Source organism: Exiguobacterium sp. U13-1 (assembly GCF_001750115.1).
GTDB lineage: Bacteria > Bacillota > Bacilli > Exiguobacteriales > Exiguobacteriaceae > Exiguobacterium_A > Exiguobacterium_A acetylicum.
In genome coordinates this window covers 2871534-2886980 of sequence record NZ_CP015731.1, presented here as the reverse complement: position 1 = coordinate 2886980, position 15447 = coordinate 2871534, and the positions used below count along the sequence as shown (strand labels likewise).

Genomic DNA, 15447 nt, shown 5'->3' with positions numbered 1-15447 from the left:
TGCATGAAGTTACACATCATTCACTATAATGATTTGCACTCACACTTCGACATGTGGCCTCGCTACATGTCCTTCGTCAAGGAACACCGGACGTATGATTCGCTCGTTTTTGATCTCGGCGATCATGCTGACCGCGTCGATCCAGCGACGGAAGCGACAAAAGGAAAGATCAATACACATCTATTGAATGCGTTGATGCCAACTGCCGTGACGATCGGGAACAATGAAGGCATCACCTTTCCACACGACTGGTTAGCAGATCTCTACACGGAAGCGGACTTTCCGGTTCTCGTCTCGAATTTAGAAGCACCGTTTGCGAAGCAAGGTGTCATTCACGAATTACCGACCGGTAAAGTCGGTGTCTTCGGTCTGACGGCACCTTATATCGAACTTTACGGTTTACTTGGTTGGACGATCGAAGAACCGTTTGACGTTGCAGCGCGTGAAATCGAGCGGTTGCGTCAAGAAGTTGACGTCTTGATTTGTTTAAGTCATCTTGGTTTTTATCAAGACGAAGAACTGGCAATGCGTTTTCCGGAGCTCGATTTAATCATTGGTGCGCATACGCATCATGTCCTCGATGACGGTGTCGTCAAGAACGGTGTCTTGATCACGCAAGCGGGGAAACACGGTCAATATGCAGGTGAGATCTACATGAATACGGATACGGGTGAGAAGGAAGCGGTTCTTCACTCCTTACACGATTACGTCGAAGATGAAGCGACAGCGAAACTACTCGACCGGGAACAGTATCTCGCAGAACAACAAATGAAGGAGCCGATTGGCGAGACAGCGGGTCTAGCCAATGATTGGTTCAGCGAGTCGCCGTTCTCGCAATTGCTTGTCGAGACGATGCGCGACTGGTGTGACGCGGATATCGCATGTGTTCCAGCCGGTATTCTGCTTGGGTCACTTCCACCAGGTCCTGTCTCTGCCTTTGATTTACATCGACTCTGTCCGCACCCGATCAACCCTTGTAAGGTGACGATGACCGGTGCGGAAGTCCAAACCTTCCTCGATGAAGTCAAGACAGATCAGTTCGAACAACTGAAGGTTCGTGGTCTCGGTTTCCGGGGTAAGTTGATGGGGCGGATGCATTATGCTGGTTTGGCGGCACATCAACCGCTTGAGCCAACGCGAAACTACACGGTCGTATTGCCGGATATGTTCACATTCGGTCCACTCTTCCCAGCAATCAAAGAGATGCCAAAAGAATACTTCATGCCGGAATTGTTACGGGATTTGTTGTTCGAACGCTTATCGGAGAAGTCGGAATATAATGAATTGCATGTTCGCAAACGCTGATTGTTTGTTATACTAAAGCAGACATTAATTGACTTTTTGGGGATGAAGGGGGAAGCGAAACCATGGGACGCGGAGAAATCCAACGTAAACCGGAATGGTTGAAAATCAAGCTGAATACGAATGAAACCTACACAGAATTAAAAAGTATGATGCGCGAGAAAAAGCTACATACTGTCTGTGAGGAAGCAAAGTGTCCGAATATCCACGAGTGTTGGGCGGTACGCCGGACGGCGACGTTCATGATTCTCGGAAGTATCTGCACACGTGCGTGCCGTTTTTGCGCCGTGACGACAGGACGTCCAAACGAACTTGATCTCGAAGAACCAAAACGTGTCGCGGAATCCGTCCGTTTGATGAACTTGAAGCACGCGGTCATCACAGCGGTCGCACGCGACGATCTGAATGATTTCGGAGCAGGCGTTTATGCGGAGACGGTCCGTGAAGTCCGTCGGATGAATCCAGAAACATCAATCGAAGTCTTGCCTTCAGATATGGGAGGGAACTTCGAAGCATTAAAAACGCTGATTGATGCACAGCCAGACATCATGAACCACAACATCGAGACGGTCCGCCGTCTAACACCGACCGTTCGTGCGAAAGCCACTTACGACCGGACGCTTGAATTCCTTCGTCGTTCGAAGGAACTCGCACCTGAAATTCCAACGAAGTCGAGCTTGATGCTTGGTCTTGGTGAGACATGGGAAGAGATTCTTGAAACGATGGATGATCTCCGTGCGAATAACGTCGATATCATGACGATCGGTCAGTATCTCCAACCAACGAAAAAACACCTCGACGTCATCAAATACTATACACCACAAGAGTTTGCTGAACTGAAGCAGATTGCCCTCAGCAAAGGGTTCTCGCACTGTGAGGCAGGTCCACTCGTTCGTTCGTCGTACCACGCGGATGAGCAAGTCAACGCAGCGAAAAAGAATAAAACAGCACTTCCGATCGACTAATGATCAAAAACCGTTCGAGCAGTTGCTCGGACGGTTTTTCGTCTGCCAGGCGAAATGGAATATGCTATGATAAGAACAGCAGGAGGTGGGAATAATGATACAAGTCAATCGGGAACGTTATGAGGTCGTCGAAGAGAAGCGCGAAGGTTTTAATGAGGAAGCCTTCATCGGTCGTTTTAGCGATGTCCTTGAGAAATATGATTATATCGTCGGGGACTGGGGGCACGGTCAATTACGGCTACGTGGCTTCTATGAGGATCAACACGAGAAAGCAACATTTGATACGAAGATTTCGCATGTGGCGGATTATCTCTACGAATACTGTAACTTCGGATGTGCCTACTTCATCGTCAAGAAGATCGGATTGGTAGAAGGAGAAGAAGCACCACCTCGCTTCGACGGTTCTTCATCCAATACGTTGAAGTTGAAACGGAAGTTCGCACCTGCACCAGAGAAGACGGAAGGCGAGTAATCAAACTGTCATACAGAAAAGCGTTTCTAGTGGACGGAATTCGGCTATTACTATAAGTATCACGTACCTAATAGGGGGAACTATCCATGCGAATCGTTGGAATTTACTCATCCGTACCAGAAGTTGTTAGTGCCGTGCACGATCTCCGTGTTGCCGGTGTCGTCTCGACTGATTTAAAAGTTTTAGCACACGACAAATACGATCTTGAACAAATCGAGGAATTGGCGGATCTAAACAACCAACAGACGTCAACACGTTTGTCGCAGGAAGATCATCGTAATCTCTGGCAGGAAATCAAGAGCATCTTCAAAAAAGATGACACAGCTTCTCATGGAGACGCGATTCATGGAAGTGGCTTGACGAAGGAAGACGTCGATCGTGCGAATCACGCGGTCGAAAGTGGTCAATTCGTATTGCTCGTCGGTGATGAAGCGGATCAGCATTCAGAACGCCGTGCCCATGACGAGTCAGACAATACGAATGTCTTTAGCGGACCAAACACACTAAATGAACGAAACGATCGTCTCTTATAAGACAAACAGCCTTCGTCCGCGGACGAAGGCTGTTTTCATAGACCGATATAAGCGCGCAGATACATCTCGAGTTCCGTTGCCGCATCGTCTTCGACGTCAAACGCCGTCGCGATGTAGCCTGGTTCATCGAAATCATCCGCACCAATGATTGCAAACCGATTCGATAGAAGATTCAAGACGAGAATCTTACCGTAAAAATGTTCCGAATGCGTGATGGCGAGATCAAACCGGCTTGCTTCTCCAATCCAACTGACGAAGCGTGTCTTCGTTTGTTCGACATCATCATATAAAAAATCACGTTCTTCCATCATCAAGCTTCCCTCATTTCCCTAACGTCTGTTTCAGATTAAAGGGTTTGGGGGACTTTTTGCAAGTACGGTTTACGAGATAAGCTATGCTCGGCGATAACTTTTCGGATTGTCCGTGTTTTCGAACGCATGACGAGGGATGTCGTTTCAACGATATCATCCGTCAAGAACTTCACGCCATCGAGCATTTCGCCTGTCGTGACGCCTGTTGCAGCAAAAATGCAGTCGTCGCTTTTGATCAGGTCGTCGAGTGTTAAGAGTTGAAGCGGATCTTCAAGTCCCATCCGGATGACGCGAGCGGTTTCTTCTTCGTTCATCGGGTGTAAGCGGGCTTGCATGTCGCCACCCATCGCTTTGACCGCAGCAGCCGTGATGACACCTTCAGGCGCACCGCCTGTGCCGATGAAGATATCGATTCCTGTCGCAGGAGAGAGTGGTGCGATTCCAGCTGAGACATCACCGTCTTCAAACAGACGAACCCGTGCGCCCATTCGCATTGCAGCTTCGCGGAAGTGATCGTGACGCGGGCGATCCTGCATGATGACCGTGACGTCCTCAATCCGTTTATTGTTGTATTGAGCTGCTTTTTCAATAATGACTTCAAGTGGATCGTCGAGCGAGACGTGCCCTTTTAAGTTTGGTCCAACTGTTAATTTATCCATATACATATCGGGTGCGTGGAGCAGGGCACCTTGATCGGCGACGGCGATGACGACCATCGCATTACCGAGACCTTTGGCAACGATGTTCGTACCTTCGAGTGGGTCGACCGCGATGTCAACGATTGGACCGTTTGCTGTTCCGACACGTTCGCCGATGAAAAGCATCGGTGCTTCGTCGAGTTCGCCTTCACCGATGACGACCGTTCCGTTCATGTTGACCGTGTTCAAGACTTCGCGCATTGCAGTCGTTGCTGCATCATCCGCTTCATTTTTCTTACCGCGACCAATCCATTGAGCAGAAGCTAGTGCTGCTGCTTCCGTAGCGCGTACGATTTCCAGTGCGAGTTCCCGTTCCATGTATATAACCTCCACGTCACCAATGTGACATACTATTTTCAGCAAAAATCTAAATTGAGTATAACACATTGGGGAATGTGATGCAAATGACCTTTCTGCTTTTCAGGATTGCCGGATAACGATAAAATGGAGGATGTGAGGGGGAATGAAGATGTATTTCGTCAATCGTCAAAAAATCGAAGAGACGGTCGTCTGTTATGAGACGGCACTTCGACAAAGTAAGGAAGTTACGGGGGATCCGGTGACGACAGCACTGGCTATGGAGCGAATCGGTTTTTTAGTCATCGAGAGTGTCATCGACATCGGAAACAGTATGATTGATGGATTCATCATGCGGGATCCGGGAAGTTATGAAGATATCATCCTCATTTTAGAAGATGAGAAGGTGATCGATGGACCGCTCGCGACGAGTCTGAAGAAGCTTGTTGCATTACGTACGTTGATCGTCCGGTCATTCACAGAGTCGAGTATGGCAGAGATTCGGGCGGTACTAGAGACAGAGGAAGCAGAACTACGTCGTTTCCCAGAAGCGATTCGCCGGTATATCGAGACAGAACTCGGACCGGTGTCTGCATTTTTACCAAACGAGGAGTGAGTCAGGATGAAGGCAAAAGGCTATTTATTTGATTTAGATGGAACGATGTACAACGGAACGGAACCGGTAAAAGAAGCGGTCGATTTCGTCAATCGTCTGCAAGCAGAAGGGATTCCGTATTTGTTCGTGACGAATAATGCGTCGATGACGGCAGAAGCTGTCGCGGAGAAATTACGCGGGATGGGTGTTCATTCTGATGCGAAGCATGTCTTGACGAGTGCGATGGCGACTGGTCGTTATATCGCTGATCTATCACCGAAAGCGCGCGTCTATGCCATCGGAGAAACAGGATTGATCGATGCGCTTGAACGGGAAGGGTTAGACGTCGTCGCAACCGAAGCGGCAGACTACGTCGTCATCGGTCTCGACCGTCAGATCACGTATGAAAAACTCGCTGTCGGTGCCCTTGCGATTCGTGCTGGTGCTCGTTTCATCTCGACGAATGGTGACATCGCGATTCCGACAGAACGTGGTTTCTTACCAGGTAACGGTGCCTTGACGTCTGTCCTGCGCGTGACAACGGAGAAGGAACCGTTCTTCATCGGTAAACCGGAACCGGTCATGGTCGATATCGCAACGGAGATGATTGGTCTATCGAAAGAAAACGTCATCATGGTCGGGGATAACTACCATACGGATATTCTGTTCGGAATCAATGGAGGCATCCGGACGATGCACGTCAATTCTGGCGTCCATACACCCGTCTTCATTCAAGGTCAGGATCGTCAACCGACATATATGGTCGATACGTTAGCTGAATGGATTCTGTGAATCAAAAAATCCCGAACGAGAATTCGTTCGGGATTTCATGTATTAGAAGACTTGTTCGACTTCGACGACACCAGCGACTTCTTCAAGAAGGGCACGTTCGATACCGGCCTTCAATGTGATTGTTGAACTTGGGCAGCTACCACAAGCTCCCATCAAACGGAGTTTTACGATTCCGTCTTCTACATCTACGAGTTCAACGTCTCCTCCATCACGAAGAAGGAACGGACGCAATTTTTCAAGAACTTCATTCACTTGATCAAACATTTCCATGCGTAAACACATCCTTTCGTATAGTTTCATTGTAACAGGGTTGAAAAATGTTCTCAATCTGGAAAACTTGTATACTAAAGAGGAGTGAATTGAAAAGGGGGACTTCAAGATGGAAATCACGGTTTATGGGACAGCAGTCACTTGTCCGAGTTGTGTCGGGGCACCCAGCTCGGAAGAGACGTTCAGCTGGTTACAAGCCGTCCTTGGGCGGAAATATGAGCAAGCGATGACGTTACGTTATATCGATTTCGAGACAGCTGCAGCGGATCAATGGACGGAAGCGCTGAAAGAGGATGTCTATTTTTACCCGTTGATTGTTCTAGATGACGAGATGATTGACGAGGGGTACGTCAAACTAAAGACGATCACAGCGGCGATTGATGCGAAGTTAAGTCAAACGGGGTGAACGAAAAAAAGAGGTATCCCGAGTCGGATACCTCTTTTGCTCATTTAATCTTTTTGTGTTTCCATAAGACACCGGACTTCAGGAGACGTGGGACTTTTCCTGTCAATGCCTGTTTACCCATGACGATTCCGAACCCGTCTGATTTTCCGAGTGATCCGAGCATCCCGCGCAGTTTGATTTCTGGCAACTTCGGTAATTTTTTACCTTGCCACTTGGCTTGCAAGACATCGACGACTTGTTCTGCCTGATGTTCTGCGAGTTGACCACTTGGCGCATACGGTAAGCTGGCACAATCACCGATGACGAAGACGTTATCGTATTCTGGTACGTGATGATGTGCCGTCAATTTGATACGACCACCACTATCCGCAGCAAAGCCGAGATCACGAACGACCTTGACCGGCTGCGTACCTGCCGTCCAAATCGTTAAGTCGGATGGATACGTATCGTCGCCATTTCGCACGTCGTCCGCTGTGACGAGCGTGACGTTCGAATTGTTGATGACCTCTACGTCATGCTCCTCGAACCATTCTTGAACGTAAGACGAGACTTTGTCGGATAAGAACGACAAGACGGATGGTCCGCGGTCGAACAGACGGATCGTTAAATCTTTCCGGCTCTCATGCAGTTCACTGGCAAGTTCGACACCGGATAGACCGGCACCGACGATCGAGACGACGGATCCCGGTGACAGGCCATAGATCGCTTGCTGTGTCTTCCTTGATTCTTCAAGTGTCTGGATGCTATATGTAAACTCTTGAGCACCCGGAATGTTGTGGTATTTATCCTCACAACCGAGAGCGATGATCAAGTCATCATAAAATAATTCTGATCCGTCCTGCAGGTGGACCGTATTCGTCTCCGGTGAGATTTTGATGACATGTCCATATTTATAAGTAAGATGTTTCCCCTCCGGAAATTCAATCCGGACATCCCGATCTGATAATGTACCTGCTGCGAGTGCGTAATATTCCGTTTTGAGTGCGTGGTATGGCAGACGATCGACGAGCGTGACGGCAACTTCCTCGTCCTTGAACCGCTCACAAATCCGCATTCCACCATATCCTCCGCCGAGTACGACCAATTGCTTCATAACGTAAAATCCCCCTTAGTTCCCCTAAATCAGTCTGACCTTGTATAATACGACATGAGGCAGGTCGTTTCCTGCTTGAAGGAGGAAAAAAAGTGAATCCGATTATTGAATTTTGTATCAGTAACTTAGCAGCTGGTACACAGGTCGTCATGGAGCAACTCGAACGTGATCCGAATGTCGACGTCGTCGAATACGGTTGCCTCGGCTATTGTGGCATTTGTTCGCTCGACCATTTTTGTCTCGTCGATGGTGAGACTGTCGTAGGCGAAACACCGGAAGAGTTGCTCGAGAAGATTTACCTGAAAATCGAAGAGAACGAGCTGTAAACAAAGACAGCCAAAAAATCCCCTCGTTCATCTGAACGAGGGGATTCGTGTCCGTCAGCGGGCGCAGCTTTTCGGATCAGGCAGATTGTTGACGGCGCATCATCCATGGTCTTAGTTTCAAGAACAGTGGAATGAAGAGTGCCGAGATGAACAACGCCTTGATAACGTTAAACGGTAAGATACCGGCTGTGATCGCTGTCCATTTGACAGCTGGATCCGCCATGTAGTCCATACCGAGGAACCATGCATACGCTGGCAGGATCAAGATATAGTTGAGGATCGCAAGACCAAGTGCCATCGTGATCGTACCAGCGACGAGACCAGTTGCGAGACCTTGTGTTGATTTCTTTTTGTGGTAGAACCAGCTGACAGGAAGTACGAATGCGACGCCTGCAGCAAAGTTCGCGAATTCTCCGACCGGAACACCACTTCCGCGGAAGATATAGTACAACACGTTCTTCAATGCTTCGACGATGACGCCTGCAACCGGTGAGAACATGATCGCTGCGACGAGAGCAGGAACATCACTGAAATCGATCTTCAGATAGTTCGGTAAGAATGGTAGTGGAAAATTGATTAGCATAAGAACAAACGAGATTGAACCTAACATTGACAGAGTGACCATTTTTTGTGTGCGTTTCATACGAGTATTGTCTCCTTTTGCTCGTTCCTCTCGATGAAGTATTGGCATGACTGCGCCCATAAAGAAACCCCTATTGATGAGATCAACAGGGGAGAAGTCCGCATTAAATAAACCTAATCGATTGTTGCAAAAATCGATCAAATTCAAGCTCATGCCGCCATCTTCTCCCATCCAGACTATACTGTCGGCTCCTGAATTACACAGAATCAGCAAATAGCGCCCTATTCGCTCGCGGGCTTCAACTCAAGAAGAGTTGTTTACCGCCGGTCGGGAATTTCACCCTGCCCTGAAGATGGAACGATTATTTTATTGTACATACCATTTATACAACGAATTCAAGATAGTTTCAAGCAACTAGGTTTCGATTCGCCCAAAAGTTGCGTATACTAAAGAAAAGGAAGGTGATGACATGATCCATTTAACGGAGGCAGCAGCGTTACAAGTCCAGGACATGATGGCGCAGGCACCAGCAGATGAACGGAATCTTCGGATGCTCGTCCAAGGTGGTGGATGTAGTGGTCTGTCGTACGGAATGGGATTCGATCAACAGAAAGAAACGGATCTCGTTTTCGAACAGCACGGCGTGACCGTCATCGTGGACGAAAAAGATTATCCGGTCGTCAAAGGACTGGAAATCGATTATAAGCAGTCGATGCTCGGCGGCGGATTTACGATCACGAATCCGAATGCTATCGCAACATGCGGTTGCGGGACATCGTTCCGGACGGCAACGAATGCCGGGACACCGGGTGGCTGTTAATGAATCCAATCGTGGACGATGTCCACGATTTTTTTATTGCCTTCTACAGGAGACCTGTTCCATTGACTCGAAATATTAAGAGAGTGAATGCTACTACGAACAGGGAGGGCTTCAAGATGAGAAAAGTATTGATCTTCGGGGGAACACGCTATTTCGGACGACGCTTAGCGATTCGGTTAGCCGATTCGGGGGATGATGTGACGATCGTCACACGCGGTGAGCATACTCCACCGGTCGCAAAGGGCTTGACATTCTTTAAAGGGGATCGGACGTCGAGTAGTACGATGAAGGACTTGAGCCAACAGCACTGGGATGTCATTTATGACAATATCTGTTTCACGCCGTATCAAGCAAAGCTCGCGGTCGACGCGTTTGAAGGAAAAGTCGGACGCTACGTGTTGACGTCGACGATGTCTGTCTATGAAGACGGTGGTGCGAATATCACGGAGCGTGCCTACAATCCGTTTCCCGGGAAATATGACCTTGAGAAGGAACATGGATATGGCGAAGGGAAACGCCAAGCGGAGAGTTATTTCTTCCAACGGGCGACATTCCCAGTCGTTGCCGTCCGTTTCCCGGTTGTTCTCGGACCCGATGACTATACGGAGCGACTTGTCTTTCATATCAAGCGGGCGCTTGGCAGCCGTCCGATCGTTGCTGAAAACACATACGCAAAGATGGGTTATATCTCAAGTTACGAAGCCGCTGCCTTTCTTGAGTGGTGTGGTCGCTCGGAACTGACGGGACCGATCAATGCTGCAAGTGACGGTGTCTTATCGATTCAAGACCTATTGGATAAAATCGACCGCGTTGCGGGAACGACAAGTCAACTCGTCGCAAAAGGAGAGGATGAATCACCGCTTGCGCCAGAACGCGATTTCTATATGGATACAACAGCTGCGAAACAAGCGGGCTATCTGTTCCAACATGTCGATGACTGGCTCGATCGTTTGATTGAAGAGGAGGTGCGCAATCACCAATGATGCAGTTAATGAAACCAACTCTTGCGTGGGAGACAGAGTACCGCGCCTTTTTAGAAGACTGGCGAGAGTCGGGCGAAACGATTGTGCCGGAAGCAGTCGGAGACACATATGAACCGCTCGGCGCTTATTTTGCGGAACTCAAGGAGATGGAGACGACGGTCAGACCGGGTCTTGTCACCCATTCGACGTACTGGATGGTCGACGGGCAACGAATCGTCGGTGCGCTGAACTTCCGGCATGATTTGACGGAGAACTTGAAGTTATACGGCGGACATATCGGATACGGGATCCGACCATCTGAGCGTCAGAAAGGGTATGCGACGACTGGTCTTCGATTGGCGCTTGAAGAAGCACGACAACGTGGACTGGATCAAGTGCTACTGACGTGTGGCGTTGATAATCTAGCATCACGTCGTGTCATCTTAGCGAACGGCGGACGAGAAATCGAGCCGACTGTTCGTAATGGACGCGAAACACGTCGCTTCATCATTGCGTTATGAATATTCGTAAAGCGCGTCTTGAAGATGCGTCAGCCATCGCGCGCGTTCATATCGATGCCTGGCGCGAGACGTATCAAGGGATCATCCCGGCTCCGTATTTAGCACAGTTGTCGCATGCGAAACGGACGAAACAATGGGAGCAGACGTTAGTCGATGAGCGCGTGTATGTTGTGGAATCAGAAGACGAAATCGTCGGATTTGCGCAAGGCGGACCGAATCGAAGTGATGCGCGTGAAGGGGAGCTCTATGCGATTTATGTCTTACAAGCGTCTCAAGGGCAGGGATTCGGGAAAGCGTTGTTTCACCAGATTGCTGATGATTTAGCGGAGTATGAGACGATGCAGGTTTCTGTCTTGCGAGATAATCCTGCGTGTCGGTTTTACGAACGATTTGGTGGTCAGGTCTTCGAAGAATCGACGATTGAGCGTGGTGGAGTCGAACTCGTACAACGGATTTACCGGATACCTGTTAAAAGATCATCCGTATGAAATCGGACGTTTTCAACATCTTAAGTGTGATTCCATGAAAATGAGAGGTCGGGCTCCGGTATGTCATCCGGAATCCGACCTCTCATCATTTGCAGTCATTCACATATATCTCAAGAATGATTCGTTACTTTTTCAAACAGACTCGTCGAGTGTTGCGGGTGACGAGCAGATGGATCAACGAGAAGCTTCGCTTGGTTAACGGCGATCGGTGCTTCACCGAATCCTGTTGCGATCAGTTTAACGCGTCCTTCGTAAGTCGCAATATCACCACAAGCGAAGACACCTGGAATCGCTGTCTCCATCTTCGAGTTGACGCGAATCGAATTGCGTTCGAATTCAACTTCCCATTCTTTAAGCGGTCCGAGTGACGAGACGAAACCGAAGTTACAGACGACATCGTCAGCAGCAACGACAACGACTTCGCCGCTTTCAGCATGTTTGAACGTCAGCGTCTCGATGTGCGTCTCACCTGTGACCGATTCAAGTGTATATGGTGTCATGACGTTGACGGACGAATCGTGTAAAAGTTCGACCGAATGTTCATGGGCACGGAACTTATCGCGGCGGTGGACGAGCGTGACGGATTTTGCGATCGGTTCAAGCATCAATGACCAGTCGACTGCTGAATCGCCGCCACCAAGCAAGACGACTTGGCGATCCTTAAAACGCTCCATGTCGTTAACGAAGTAGTGGAGGTTTGTTTCTTCGAAGCGTTCTGCGTCCGCGACGCCGAGTGGACGTGCAGCGAACGAGCCGTTTCCTGCCGTCAAGATGACGGTCTTCGTATAATGCTCGCCTTTGTTCGTGACGAGGCGGATGATTCCGTCATCCATGCGTTCGTAAGCAATGACGGTCTCACCGAGTACGTACGTCGGATCGAATTCATTTGCTTGTTCAAGCAATCGATCGACCAGTTCCTGCGCTTTTACTTTCGGAAAACCGGCGATATCGTATATATATTTTTCAGGATAAAGCGTAGCGAGTTGACCACCTAATTGAGGTAGACTCTCGATGACCTTCGTCTTCATCTGGCGCATCCCTGAATAAAACGCGGTGAACAGTCCGACCGGACCGCCGCCGATGATCGTGACATCATATGGTTGGTGCATCTGATTCCCTCCTAGCGTTGGATAGGTCTATTATATAGGAAGTAGGGGGTGAGGGTGCAAGTGCGGGACATCTCACATTTTTTTAAAGGAAATGACATTTTTCTTTTGCAATCATTCCTAAAAAGTGTTTCAATAGGCTTATAGACATGTGAACATTATTTGAACAAAATTTTTGAGCATTCGTCTGTAATTGAATGTGAAGAAAATCACAACAAAACTACGATTCGTAAGGAGTATCAGAACATGAACACACCTAACATTGTTATTCTTGGAGCGGGCTACGGTGGATTGATCACAGCAGTCAACCTTCAAAAGAAACTCGGCGTCGATCAAGCGAACATCACGCTGATCAACAAACACGACTATCATTACCAAACAACTTGGTTGCACGAACCAGCTGCAGGTACGATGTCTGCGGAGCAAGCGCGCATCTACATCAATGATGTCATCAACCCGTCACGCGTCAAACTCGTTAAAGGTATCGTTGAGAAAGTCGATACGGCTGCTAAAACGGTTCTCTTACAAGATGGCGGAACAGTTCCTTACGATTACGTTGTCGTTGCTCTCGGTGGCGTTCCTGAAACATTCGGTATCAAAGGATTGAAGGAACACGCGCTGACAATCAGCTCGTTGAACAGCGTCCGTAAAATCAAGGAACATATCGATTACTCATTCGCACAGTACAAAACAACAGGATCACAAGATCGTTCACTCTTGACGATCGTTGTTGGTGGTGCTGGATTCACAGGAATCGAGTTCATGGGTGAACTCGTCAACCGTATTCCAGAACTGTGCAAACAATATGATATCCCACGCGAACTCGTTCGTGTCGTCAACATCGAGGCAGCACCAACAGTCCTTCCAGGATTCGATGCAGATCTCGTCAACTACGCACACAAATGGCTCGAGCGTCAAGGCATCGAGTTCAAACTCGGTAACGGCATCAAGGAATGTGGACCAGGAAGTGTCACATTCGGTCCGCTTCAAGGCGACACAACTGAAACAATCGAAGCGAACACGATCATCTGGACAGGTGGCGTCAGCGGTAACCCTGTCGTTGCAGCATCTGGTTTCGAAGCAATGCGTAACCGTGTCGTCGTCGAAGAAGATCTCCGTGTTCCAGGACACGACAACGTCTTCATGATCGGTGACTGTTCAGCAGTCATGGATCCAAGTTCGAACCGTCCATACCCACCAACTGCACAAATCGCGACACAACAAGCACACAAAGTCGCTGAGAACATCGCAGCACTCATCGCTGGTCGTCAAACATCGACGTTCACGTACGAGAACAAAGGAACGGTCGCTTCACTTGGTCATAAAGACGGTATCGGCATGGTCTTCGGTAAGAAGATCTACGGCCGTAACGCATCGTTCATGAAAAAAGTCATCGACAACAAACACTTCTTCGAACTGAAAAAACTTGGTCTTGCGATCAAAAAAGGGAAGTTCTAAGTTCACGTTTTAGGCAAATGTACACTCGTGCATTTGCCTTTTTTGTCGGTTATACTAGAAGAGATTCAAAGGGGGAACAGTATGCATATCATTCAAGCCGTGATCGGGAGTGTGCTTTATCTCGTCATGTTCTTCAGTATCGGATTCATCTTAAACATGTTGTTGCGGAGTACGTGGGTGATGCTCGTACTCTATCCGGTCATCATCATCATGATGATCGACAACCAATCAACGCTCGAATACTTCACGAATGCTCGTGAAGCGATTCCGAATCTTGGGGACCGGATTGCTGGTCTACAGACAGCGGATATCACGATGTTCGCGGCTGGTCTTGCCGGAATCATCATCGCCGGTCTATCGATTCGCTTCTTGCGTAAGAGCGGTTACCAAATGTTTTAAAGTCTACTTGAGTAAGTAGGCTTTTTTCGTGTCTGAAAAACCGTTATAATAAAAACAATGTCTTTAAATAAATGTGTAAGAGCAGATTGGGTTGAGAGCGAATGGATAAACAAATGTACCACGTTATCAAGGTATTGAATAATAATGTCGTCATTTGTTCGACTGGTGCGAATCAGGAAGTCATTATCCTCGCAAAAGGGATTGGCTTCGGTCGGAAGCCAGGCGATCAACTGACAGATCTCGACAAGTTGGAAAAAGTCTACACGTTGAAGGATAAAGAAGAACAGGATCAATATAAGGCGCTCGTCGGTCACCTCGATGAAAATTTCATCGCGCTGATGAACGAGATCGTCTCGATGATCGAGACACGCTTCGGAAAAAAGGTCGACGAACATATCCATATCGGATTGACGGATCATTTGACGTTTACGTTCAAGCGACTAGAACAAGGAATGGAAGTCACGAATCCGTTTCTTGCCGAAACGGAAGCCCTGTATCCGGAAGAGTACGCCCTTGCAGAAGAAATCGTCGAGTTCATCAGTGCTGAGATGAATTTTTACCTACCTCCAGCGGAGACAGGATTCATCGCACTTCATATTCATTCTGCGACGAACTTCAAAGACGTACTCGAAGTCAACCGCCATCATCAGCTCGTCGGTTTAATCGCTAGTCATATCGAGCAGCGACTGGAGATTAAAATCGACCGAAAATCGCTTGATTACAAGCGTCTGATTCGGCACCTTCGTTCAGCGATTGAAAGGGTTTCCAATGGGGAGTATCTAGAGGCTCCAGAAAAAGTAGAAAAGCTATTGCGTGAAGAATATCCGCTATGCTATGATACTGCTTGGGAGCTGATGTCCATCATGGAACGTCAGTTGAAGAAAGCGGTACCGCGCGGTGAGGCGACGTATCTTACGATGCATCTGCAACGCTTAGTGCAGTACGATTCAGGTAAATGACCGCACGGACTACGTGTTACTGATACGATCAGGCATGAGTGGGATGTCGGGCAAGAAGCTTTATTTCCGTTATTCAACGGGATAAGTCTAT

Annotated in this window: 21 protein-coding genes and 1 riboswitch; of the genes, 15 read left to right on the top strand and 6 right to left on the bottom strand. The window is 48.3% G+C overall.

Annotated features, from left to right (window positions below; genetic code table 11):
- Nucleotides 1-3 precede the first annotated feature (3 nt).
- From ESP131_RS14965 to ESP131_RS14950, 4 genes are all read left to right on the top strand, one after another.
- On the top strand, nucleotides 4-1305 hold the full coding sequence (locus tag ESP131_RS14965; protein ID WP_029342424.1) for a bifunctional metallophosphatase/5'-nucleotidase: 1302 nt from the start codon (nucleotides 4-6) through the stop codon (nucleotides 1303-1305).
- A gap of 62 nt (nucleotides 1306-1367) precedes the next feature.
- Nucleotides 1368-2267: a lipoyl synthase gene (gene lipA / locus ESP131_RS14960; RefSeq protein ID WP_023469150.1), complete on the top strand. Its 900-nt coding sequence runs from the start codon at nucleotides 1368-1370 to the stop codon at nucleotides 2265-2267.
- Between the two features lie 94 nt (nucleotides 2268-2361).
- Nucleotides 2362-2739: a YutD family protein gene (locus ESP131_RS14955; protein WP_029342423.1), complete on the top strand. Its 378-nt coding sequence runs from the start codon at nucleotides 2362-2364 to the stop codon at nucleotides 2737-2739.
- Nucleotides 2740-2825: 86 nt separating this feature from the next.
- Nucleotides 2826-3272: a general stress protein gene (locus ESP131_RS14950; RefSeq protein ID WP_029342422.1), complete on the top strand. Its 447-nt coding sequence runs from the start codon at nucleotides 2826-2828 to the stop codon at nucleotides 3270-3272.
- 35 nt (nucleotides 3273-3307) lie between these two features.
- Here the strand turns inward: ESP131_RS14950 and ESP131_RS14945 are convergent, their stop codons facing one another.
- The gene (locus ESP131_RS14945; protein ID WP_034786088.1) at nucleotides 3308-3583 is read right to left on the bottom strand and encodes a DUF3055 domain-containing protein; all 276 of its coding nucleotides are present in this window, start codon (nucleotides 3581-3583) and stop codon (nucleotides 3308-3310) included.
- Between the two features lie 35 nt (nucleotides 3584-3618).
- Entirely contained in the window at nucleotides 3619-4599 is a 981-nt protein-coding gene (glpX, locus tag ESP131_RS14940; protein WP_029342420.1) for a class II fructose-bisphosphatase, read from the bottom strand.
- Nucleotides 4600-4750: 151 nt separating this feature from the next.
- On the opposite strand from glpX, the gene ESP131_RS14935 reads away from it, so the two are divergent.
- On the top strand, nucleotides 4751-5194 hold the full coding sequence (locus ESP131_RS14935; protein ID WP_029342419.1) for a DUF86 domain-containing protein: 444 nt from the start codon (nucleotides 4751-4753) through the stop codon (nucleotides 5192-5194).
- Between the two features lie 6 nt (nucleotides 5195-5200).
- Entirely contained in the window at nucleotides 5201-5965 is a 765-nt protein-coding gene (locus ESP131_RS14930; protein WP_069940906.1) for a TIGR01457 family HAD-type hydrolase, read from the top strand.
- A gap of 42 nt (nucleotides 5966-6007) precedes the next feature.
- On the opposite strand, the gene ESP131_RS14925 is transcribed toward ESP131_RS14930, so the two are convergent.
- Nucleotides 6008-6235 carry a NifU family protein gene (locus tag ESP131_RS14925; protein ID WP_012371190.1) on the bottom strand — a complete coding sequence of 76 codons (228 nt, stop codon included), beginning with the start codon at nucleotides 6233-6235 and terminating at the stop codon, nucleotides 6008-6010.
- Nucleotides 6236-6344: 109 nt separating this feature from the next.
- On the opposite strand from ESP131_RS14925, the gene ESP131_RS14920 reads away from it, so the two are divergent.
- Nucleotides 6345-6641, top strand: coding sequence for a DUF1462 family protein (locus tag ESP131_RS14920; protein ID WP_029342417.1), 297 nt, complete (start codon nucleotides 6345-6347; stop codon nucleotides 6639-6641).
- Nucleotides 6642-6681: 40 nt separating this feature from the next.
- Here ESP131_RS14920 and ESP131_RS14915 read toward each other — a convergent pair whose 3' ends face one another.
- The gene (locus tag ESP131_RS14915; RefSeq protein ID WP_029342416.1) at nucleotides 6682-7734 is read right to left on the bottom strand and encodes an NAD(P)/FAD-dependent oxidoreductase; all 1053 of its coding nucleotides are present in this window, start codon (nucleotides 7732-7734) and stop codon (nucleotides 6682-6684) included.
- Nucleotides 7735-7826: 92 nt separating this feature from the next.
- Here ESP131_RS14915 and ESP131_RS14910 point away from each other — a divergent pair, with 92 nt between their 5' ends.
- Entirely contained in the window at nucleotides 7827-8060 is a 234-nt protein-coding gene (locus ESP131_RS14910) for a YuzB family protein (RefSeq protein ID WP_023469141.1), read from the top strand.
- A 76-nt stretch (nucleotides 8061-8136) separates the two neighbouring features.
- On the opposite strand, the gene ESP131_RS14905 is transcribed toward ESP131_RS14910, so the two are convergent.
- Nucleotides 8137-8703, bottom strand: coding sequence for an ECF transporter S component (locus ESP131_RS14905; RefSeq protein ID WP_029342415.1), 567 nt, complete (start codon nucleotides 8701-8703; stop codon nucleotides 8137-8139).
- 155 nt (nucleotides 8704-8858) lie between these two features.
- Nucleotides 8859-9001: riboswitch (FMN riboswitch) on the bottom strand.
- A 111-nt stretch (nucleotides 9002-9112) separates the two neighbouring features.
- Here ESP131_RS14905 and ESP131_RS14900 point away from each other — a divergent pair.
- The 4 genes from ESP131_RS14900 to ESP131_RS14885 all read left to right on the top strand — a co-directional run bounded on the left by ESP131_RS14900 (nucleotide 9113) and on the right by ESP131_RS14885 (nucleotide 11434).
- Nucleotides 9113-9463 (top strand): HesB/IscA family protein, encoded by a 351-nt coding sequence (locus ESP131_RS14900; protein WP_029342414.1) that lies wholly within the window; start codon nucleotides 9113-9115, stop codon nucleotides 9461-9463.
- Between the two features lie 116 nt (nucleotides 9464-9579).
- Nucleotides 9580-10446, top strand: a complete 867-nt coding sequence (locus ESP131_RS14895; RefSeq protein ID WP_029342413.1) for an NAD-dependent epimerase/dehydratase family protein — start codon at nucleotides 9580-9582, stop codon at nucleotides 10444-10446.
- A complete protein-coding gene (locus tag ESP131_RS14890; RefSeq protein ID WP_029342412.1) occupies nucleotides 10443-10946 on the top strand; it encodes a GNAT family N-acetyltransferase in 504 nt (167 codons plus the stop codon). Before ESP131_RS14895 ends, ESP131_RS14890 begins: the two co-directional genes overlap by 4 nt.
- The gene (locus ESP131_RS14885; protein ID WP_047393445.1) at nucleotides 10943-11434 is read left to right on the top strand and encodes a GNAT family N-acetyltransferase; all 492 of its coding nucleotides are present in this window, start codon (nucleotides 10943-10945) and stop codon (nucleotides 11432-11434) included. The genes ESP131_RS14890 and ESP131_RS14885 overlap by 4 nt, the downstream gene beginning before the upstream one ends.
- Before the next feature lie 110 nt (nucleotides 11435-11544).
- Here ESP131_RS14885 and ESP131_RS14880 read toward each other — a convergent pair whose 3' ends face one another.
- Entirely contained in the window at nucleotides 11545-12543 is a 999-nt protein-coding gene (locus ESP131_RS14880; RefSeq protein ID WP_023469135.1) for an NAD(P)/FAD-dependent oxidoreductase, read from the bottom strand.
- A 243-nt stretch (nucleotides 12544-12786) separates the two neighbouring features.
- Here ESP131_RS14880 and ESP131_RS14875 point away from each other — a divergent pair, with 243 nt between their 5' ends.
- From ESP131_RS14875 to glcT, 3 genes are all read left to right on the top strand, one after another.
- Nucleotides 12787-13998: an NAD(P)/FAD-dependent oxidoreductase gene (locus tag ESP131_RS14875; protein WP_029342410.1), complete on the top strand. Its 1212-nt coding sequence runs from the start codon at nucleotides 12787-12789 to the stop codon at nucleotides 13996-13998.
- A gap of 81 nt (nucleotides 13999-14079) precedes the next feature.
- Complete coding sequence (locus tag ESP131_RS14870; RefSeq protein ID WP_023469133.1) at nucleotides 14080-14397, top strand: YuiB family protein; 318 nt, start codon at nucleotides 14080-14082, stop codon at nucleotides 14395-14397.
- 101 nt (nucleotides 14398-14498) lie between these two features.
- Nucleotides 14499-15356, top strand: coding sequence for a glucose PTS transporter transcription antiterminator GlcT (gene glcT / locus ESP131_RS14865; RefSeq protein ID WP_023469132.1), 858 nt, complete (start codon nucleotides 14499-14501; stop codon nucleotides 15354-15356).
- The last annotated feature ends 91 nt before the right edge of the window (nucleotides 15357-15447 follow it).

What these genes read in the sequence shown, in the direction of transcription:
- ESP131_RS14965 (WP_029342424.1), top strand. Translation starts at nt 4, where the DNA reads ATGAAGTTACACATCATTCACTATAATGATTTGCACTCACACTTCGAC.
- lipA (WP_023469150.1), top strand. Translation starts at nt 1,368, where the DNA reads ATGGGACGCGGAGAAATCCAACGTAAACCGGAATGGTTGAAAATCAAG.
- ESP131_RS14955 (WP_029342423.1), top strand. Translation starts at nt 2,362, where the DNA reads ATGATACAAGTCAATCGGGAACGTTATGAGGTCGTCGAAGAGAAGCGC.
- ESP131_RS14950 (WP_029342422.1), top strand. Translation starts at nt 2,826, where the DNA reads ATGCGAATCGTTGGAATTTACTCATCCGTACCAGAAGTTGTTAGTGCC.
- ESP131_RS14945 (WP_034786088.1), bottom strand. Translation starts at nt 3,583, where the DNA reads ATGATGGAAGAACGTGATTTTTTATATGATGATGTCGAACAAACGAAG.
- glpX (WP_029342420.1), bottom strand. Translation starts at nt 4,599, where the DNA reads ATGGAACGGGAACTCGCACTGGAAATCGTACGCGCTACGGAAGCAGCA.
- ESP131_RS14935 (WP_029342419.1), top strand. Translation starts at nt 4,751, where the DNA reads ATGTATTTCGTCAATCGTCAAAAAATCGAAGAGACGGTCGTCTGTTAT.
- ESP131_RS14930 (WP_069940906.1), top strand. Translation starts at nt 5,201, where the DNA reads ATGAAGGCAAAAGGCTATTTATTTGATTTAGATGGAACGATGTACAAC.
- ESP131_RS14925 (WP_012371190.1), bottom strand. Translation starts at nt 6,235, where the DNA reads ATGGAAATGTTTGATCAAGTGAATGAAGTTCTTGAAAAATTGCGTCCG.
- ESP131_RS14920 (WP_029342417.1), top strand. Translation starts at nt 6,345, where the DNA reads ATGGAAATCACGGTTTATGGGACAGCAGTCACTTGTCCGAGTTGTGTC.
- ESP131_RS14915 (WP_029342416.1), bottom strand. Translation starts at nt 7,734, where the DNA reads ATGAAGCAATTGGTCGTACTCGGCGGAGGATATGGTGGAATGCGGATT.
- ESP131_RS14905 (WP_029342415.1), bottom strand. Translation starts at nt 8,703, where the DNA reads ATGAAACGCACACAAAAAATGGTCACTCTGTCAATGTTAGGTTCAATC.
- ESP131_RS14900 (WP_029342414.1), top strand. Translation starts at nt 9,113, where the DNA reads ATGATCCATTTAACGGAGGCAGCAGCGTTACAAGTCCAGGACATGATG.
- ESP131_RS14895 (WP_029342413.1), top strand. Translation starts at nt 9,580, where the DNA reads ATGAGAAAAGTATTGATCTTCGGGGGAACACGCTATTTCGGACGACGC.
- ESP131_RS14890 (WP_029342412.1), top strand. Translation starts at nt 10,443, where the DNA reads ATGATGCAGTTAATGAAACCAACTCTTGCGTGGGAGACAGAGTACCGC.
- ESP131_RS14885 (WP_047393445.1), top strand. Translation starts at nt 10,943, where the DNA reads ATGAATATTCGTAAAGCGCGTCTTGAAGATGCGTCAGCCATCGCGCGC.
- ESP131_RS14880 (WP_023469135.1), bottom strand. Translation starts at nt 12,543, where the DNA reads ATGCACCAACCATATGATGTCACGATCATCGGCGGCGGTCCGGTCGGA.
- ESP131_RS14875 (WP_029342410.1), top strand. Translation starts at nt 12,787, where the DNA reads ATGAACACACCTAACATTGTTATTCTTGGAGCGGGCTACGGTGGATTG.
- ESP131_RS14870 (WP_023469133.1), top strand. Translation starts at nt 14,080, where the DNA reads ATGCATATCATTCAAGCCGTGATCGGGAGTGTGCTTTATCTCGTCATG.
- glcT (WP_023469132.1), top strand. Translation starts at nt 14,499, where the DNA reads ATGGATAAACAAATGTACCACGTTATCAAGGTATTGAATAATAATGTC.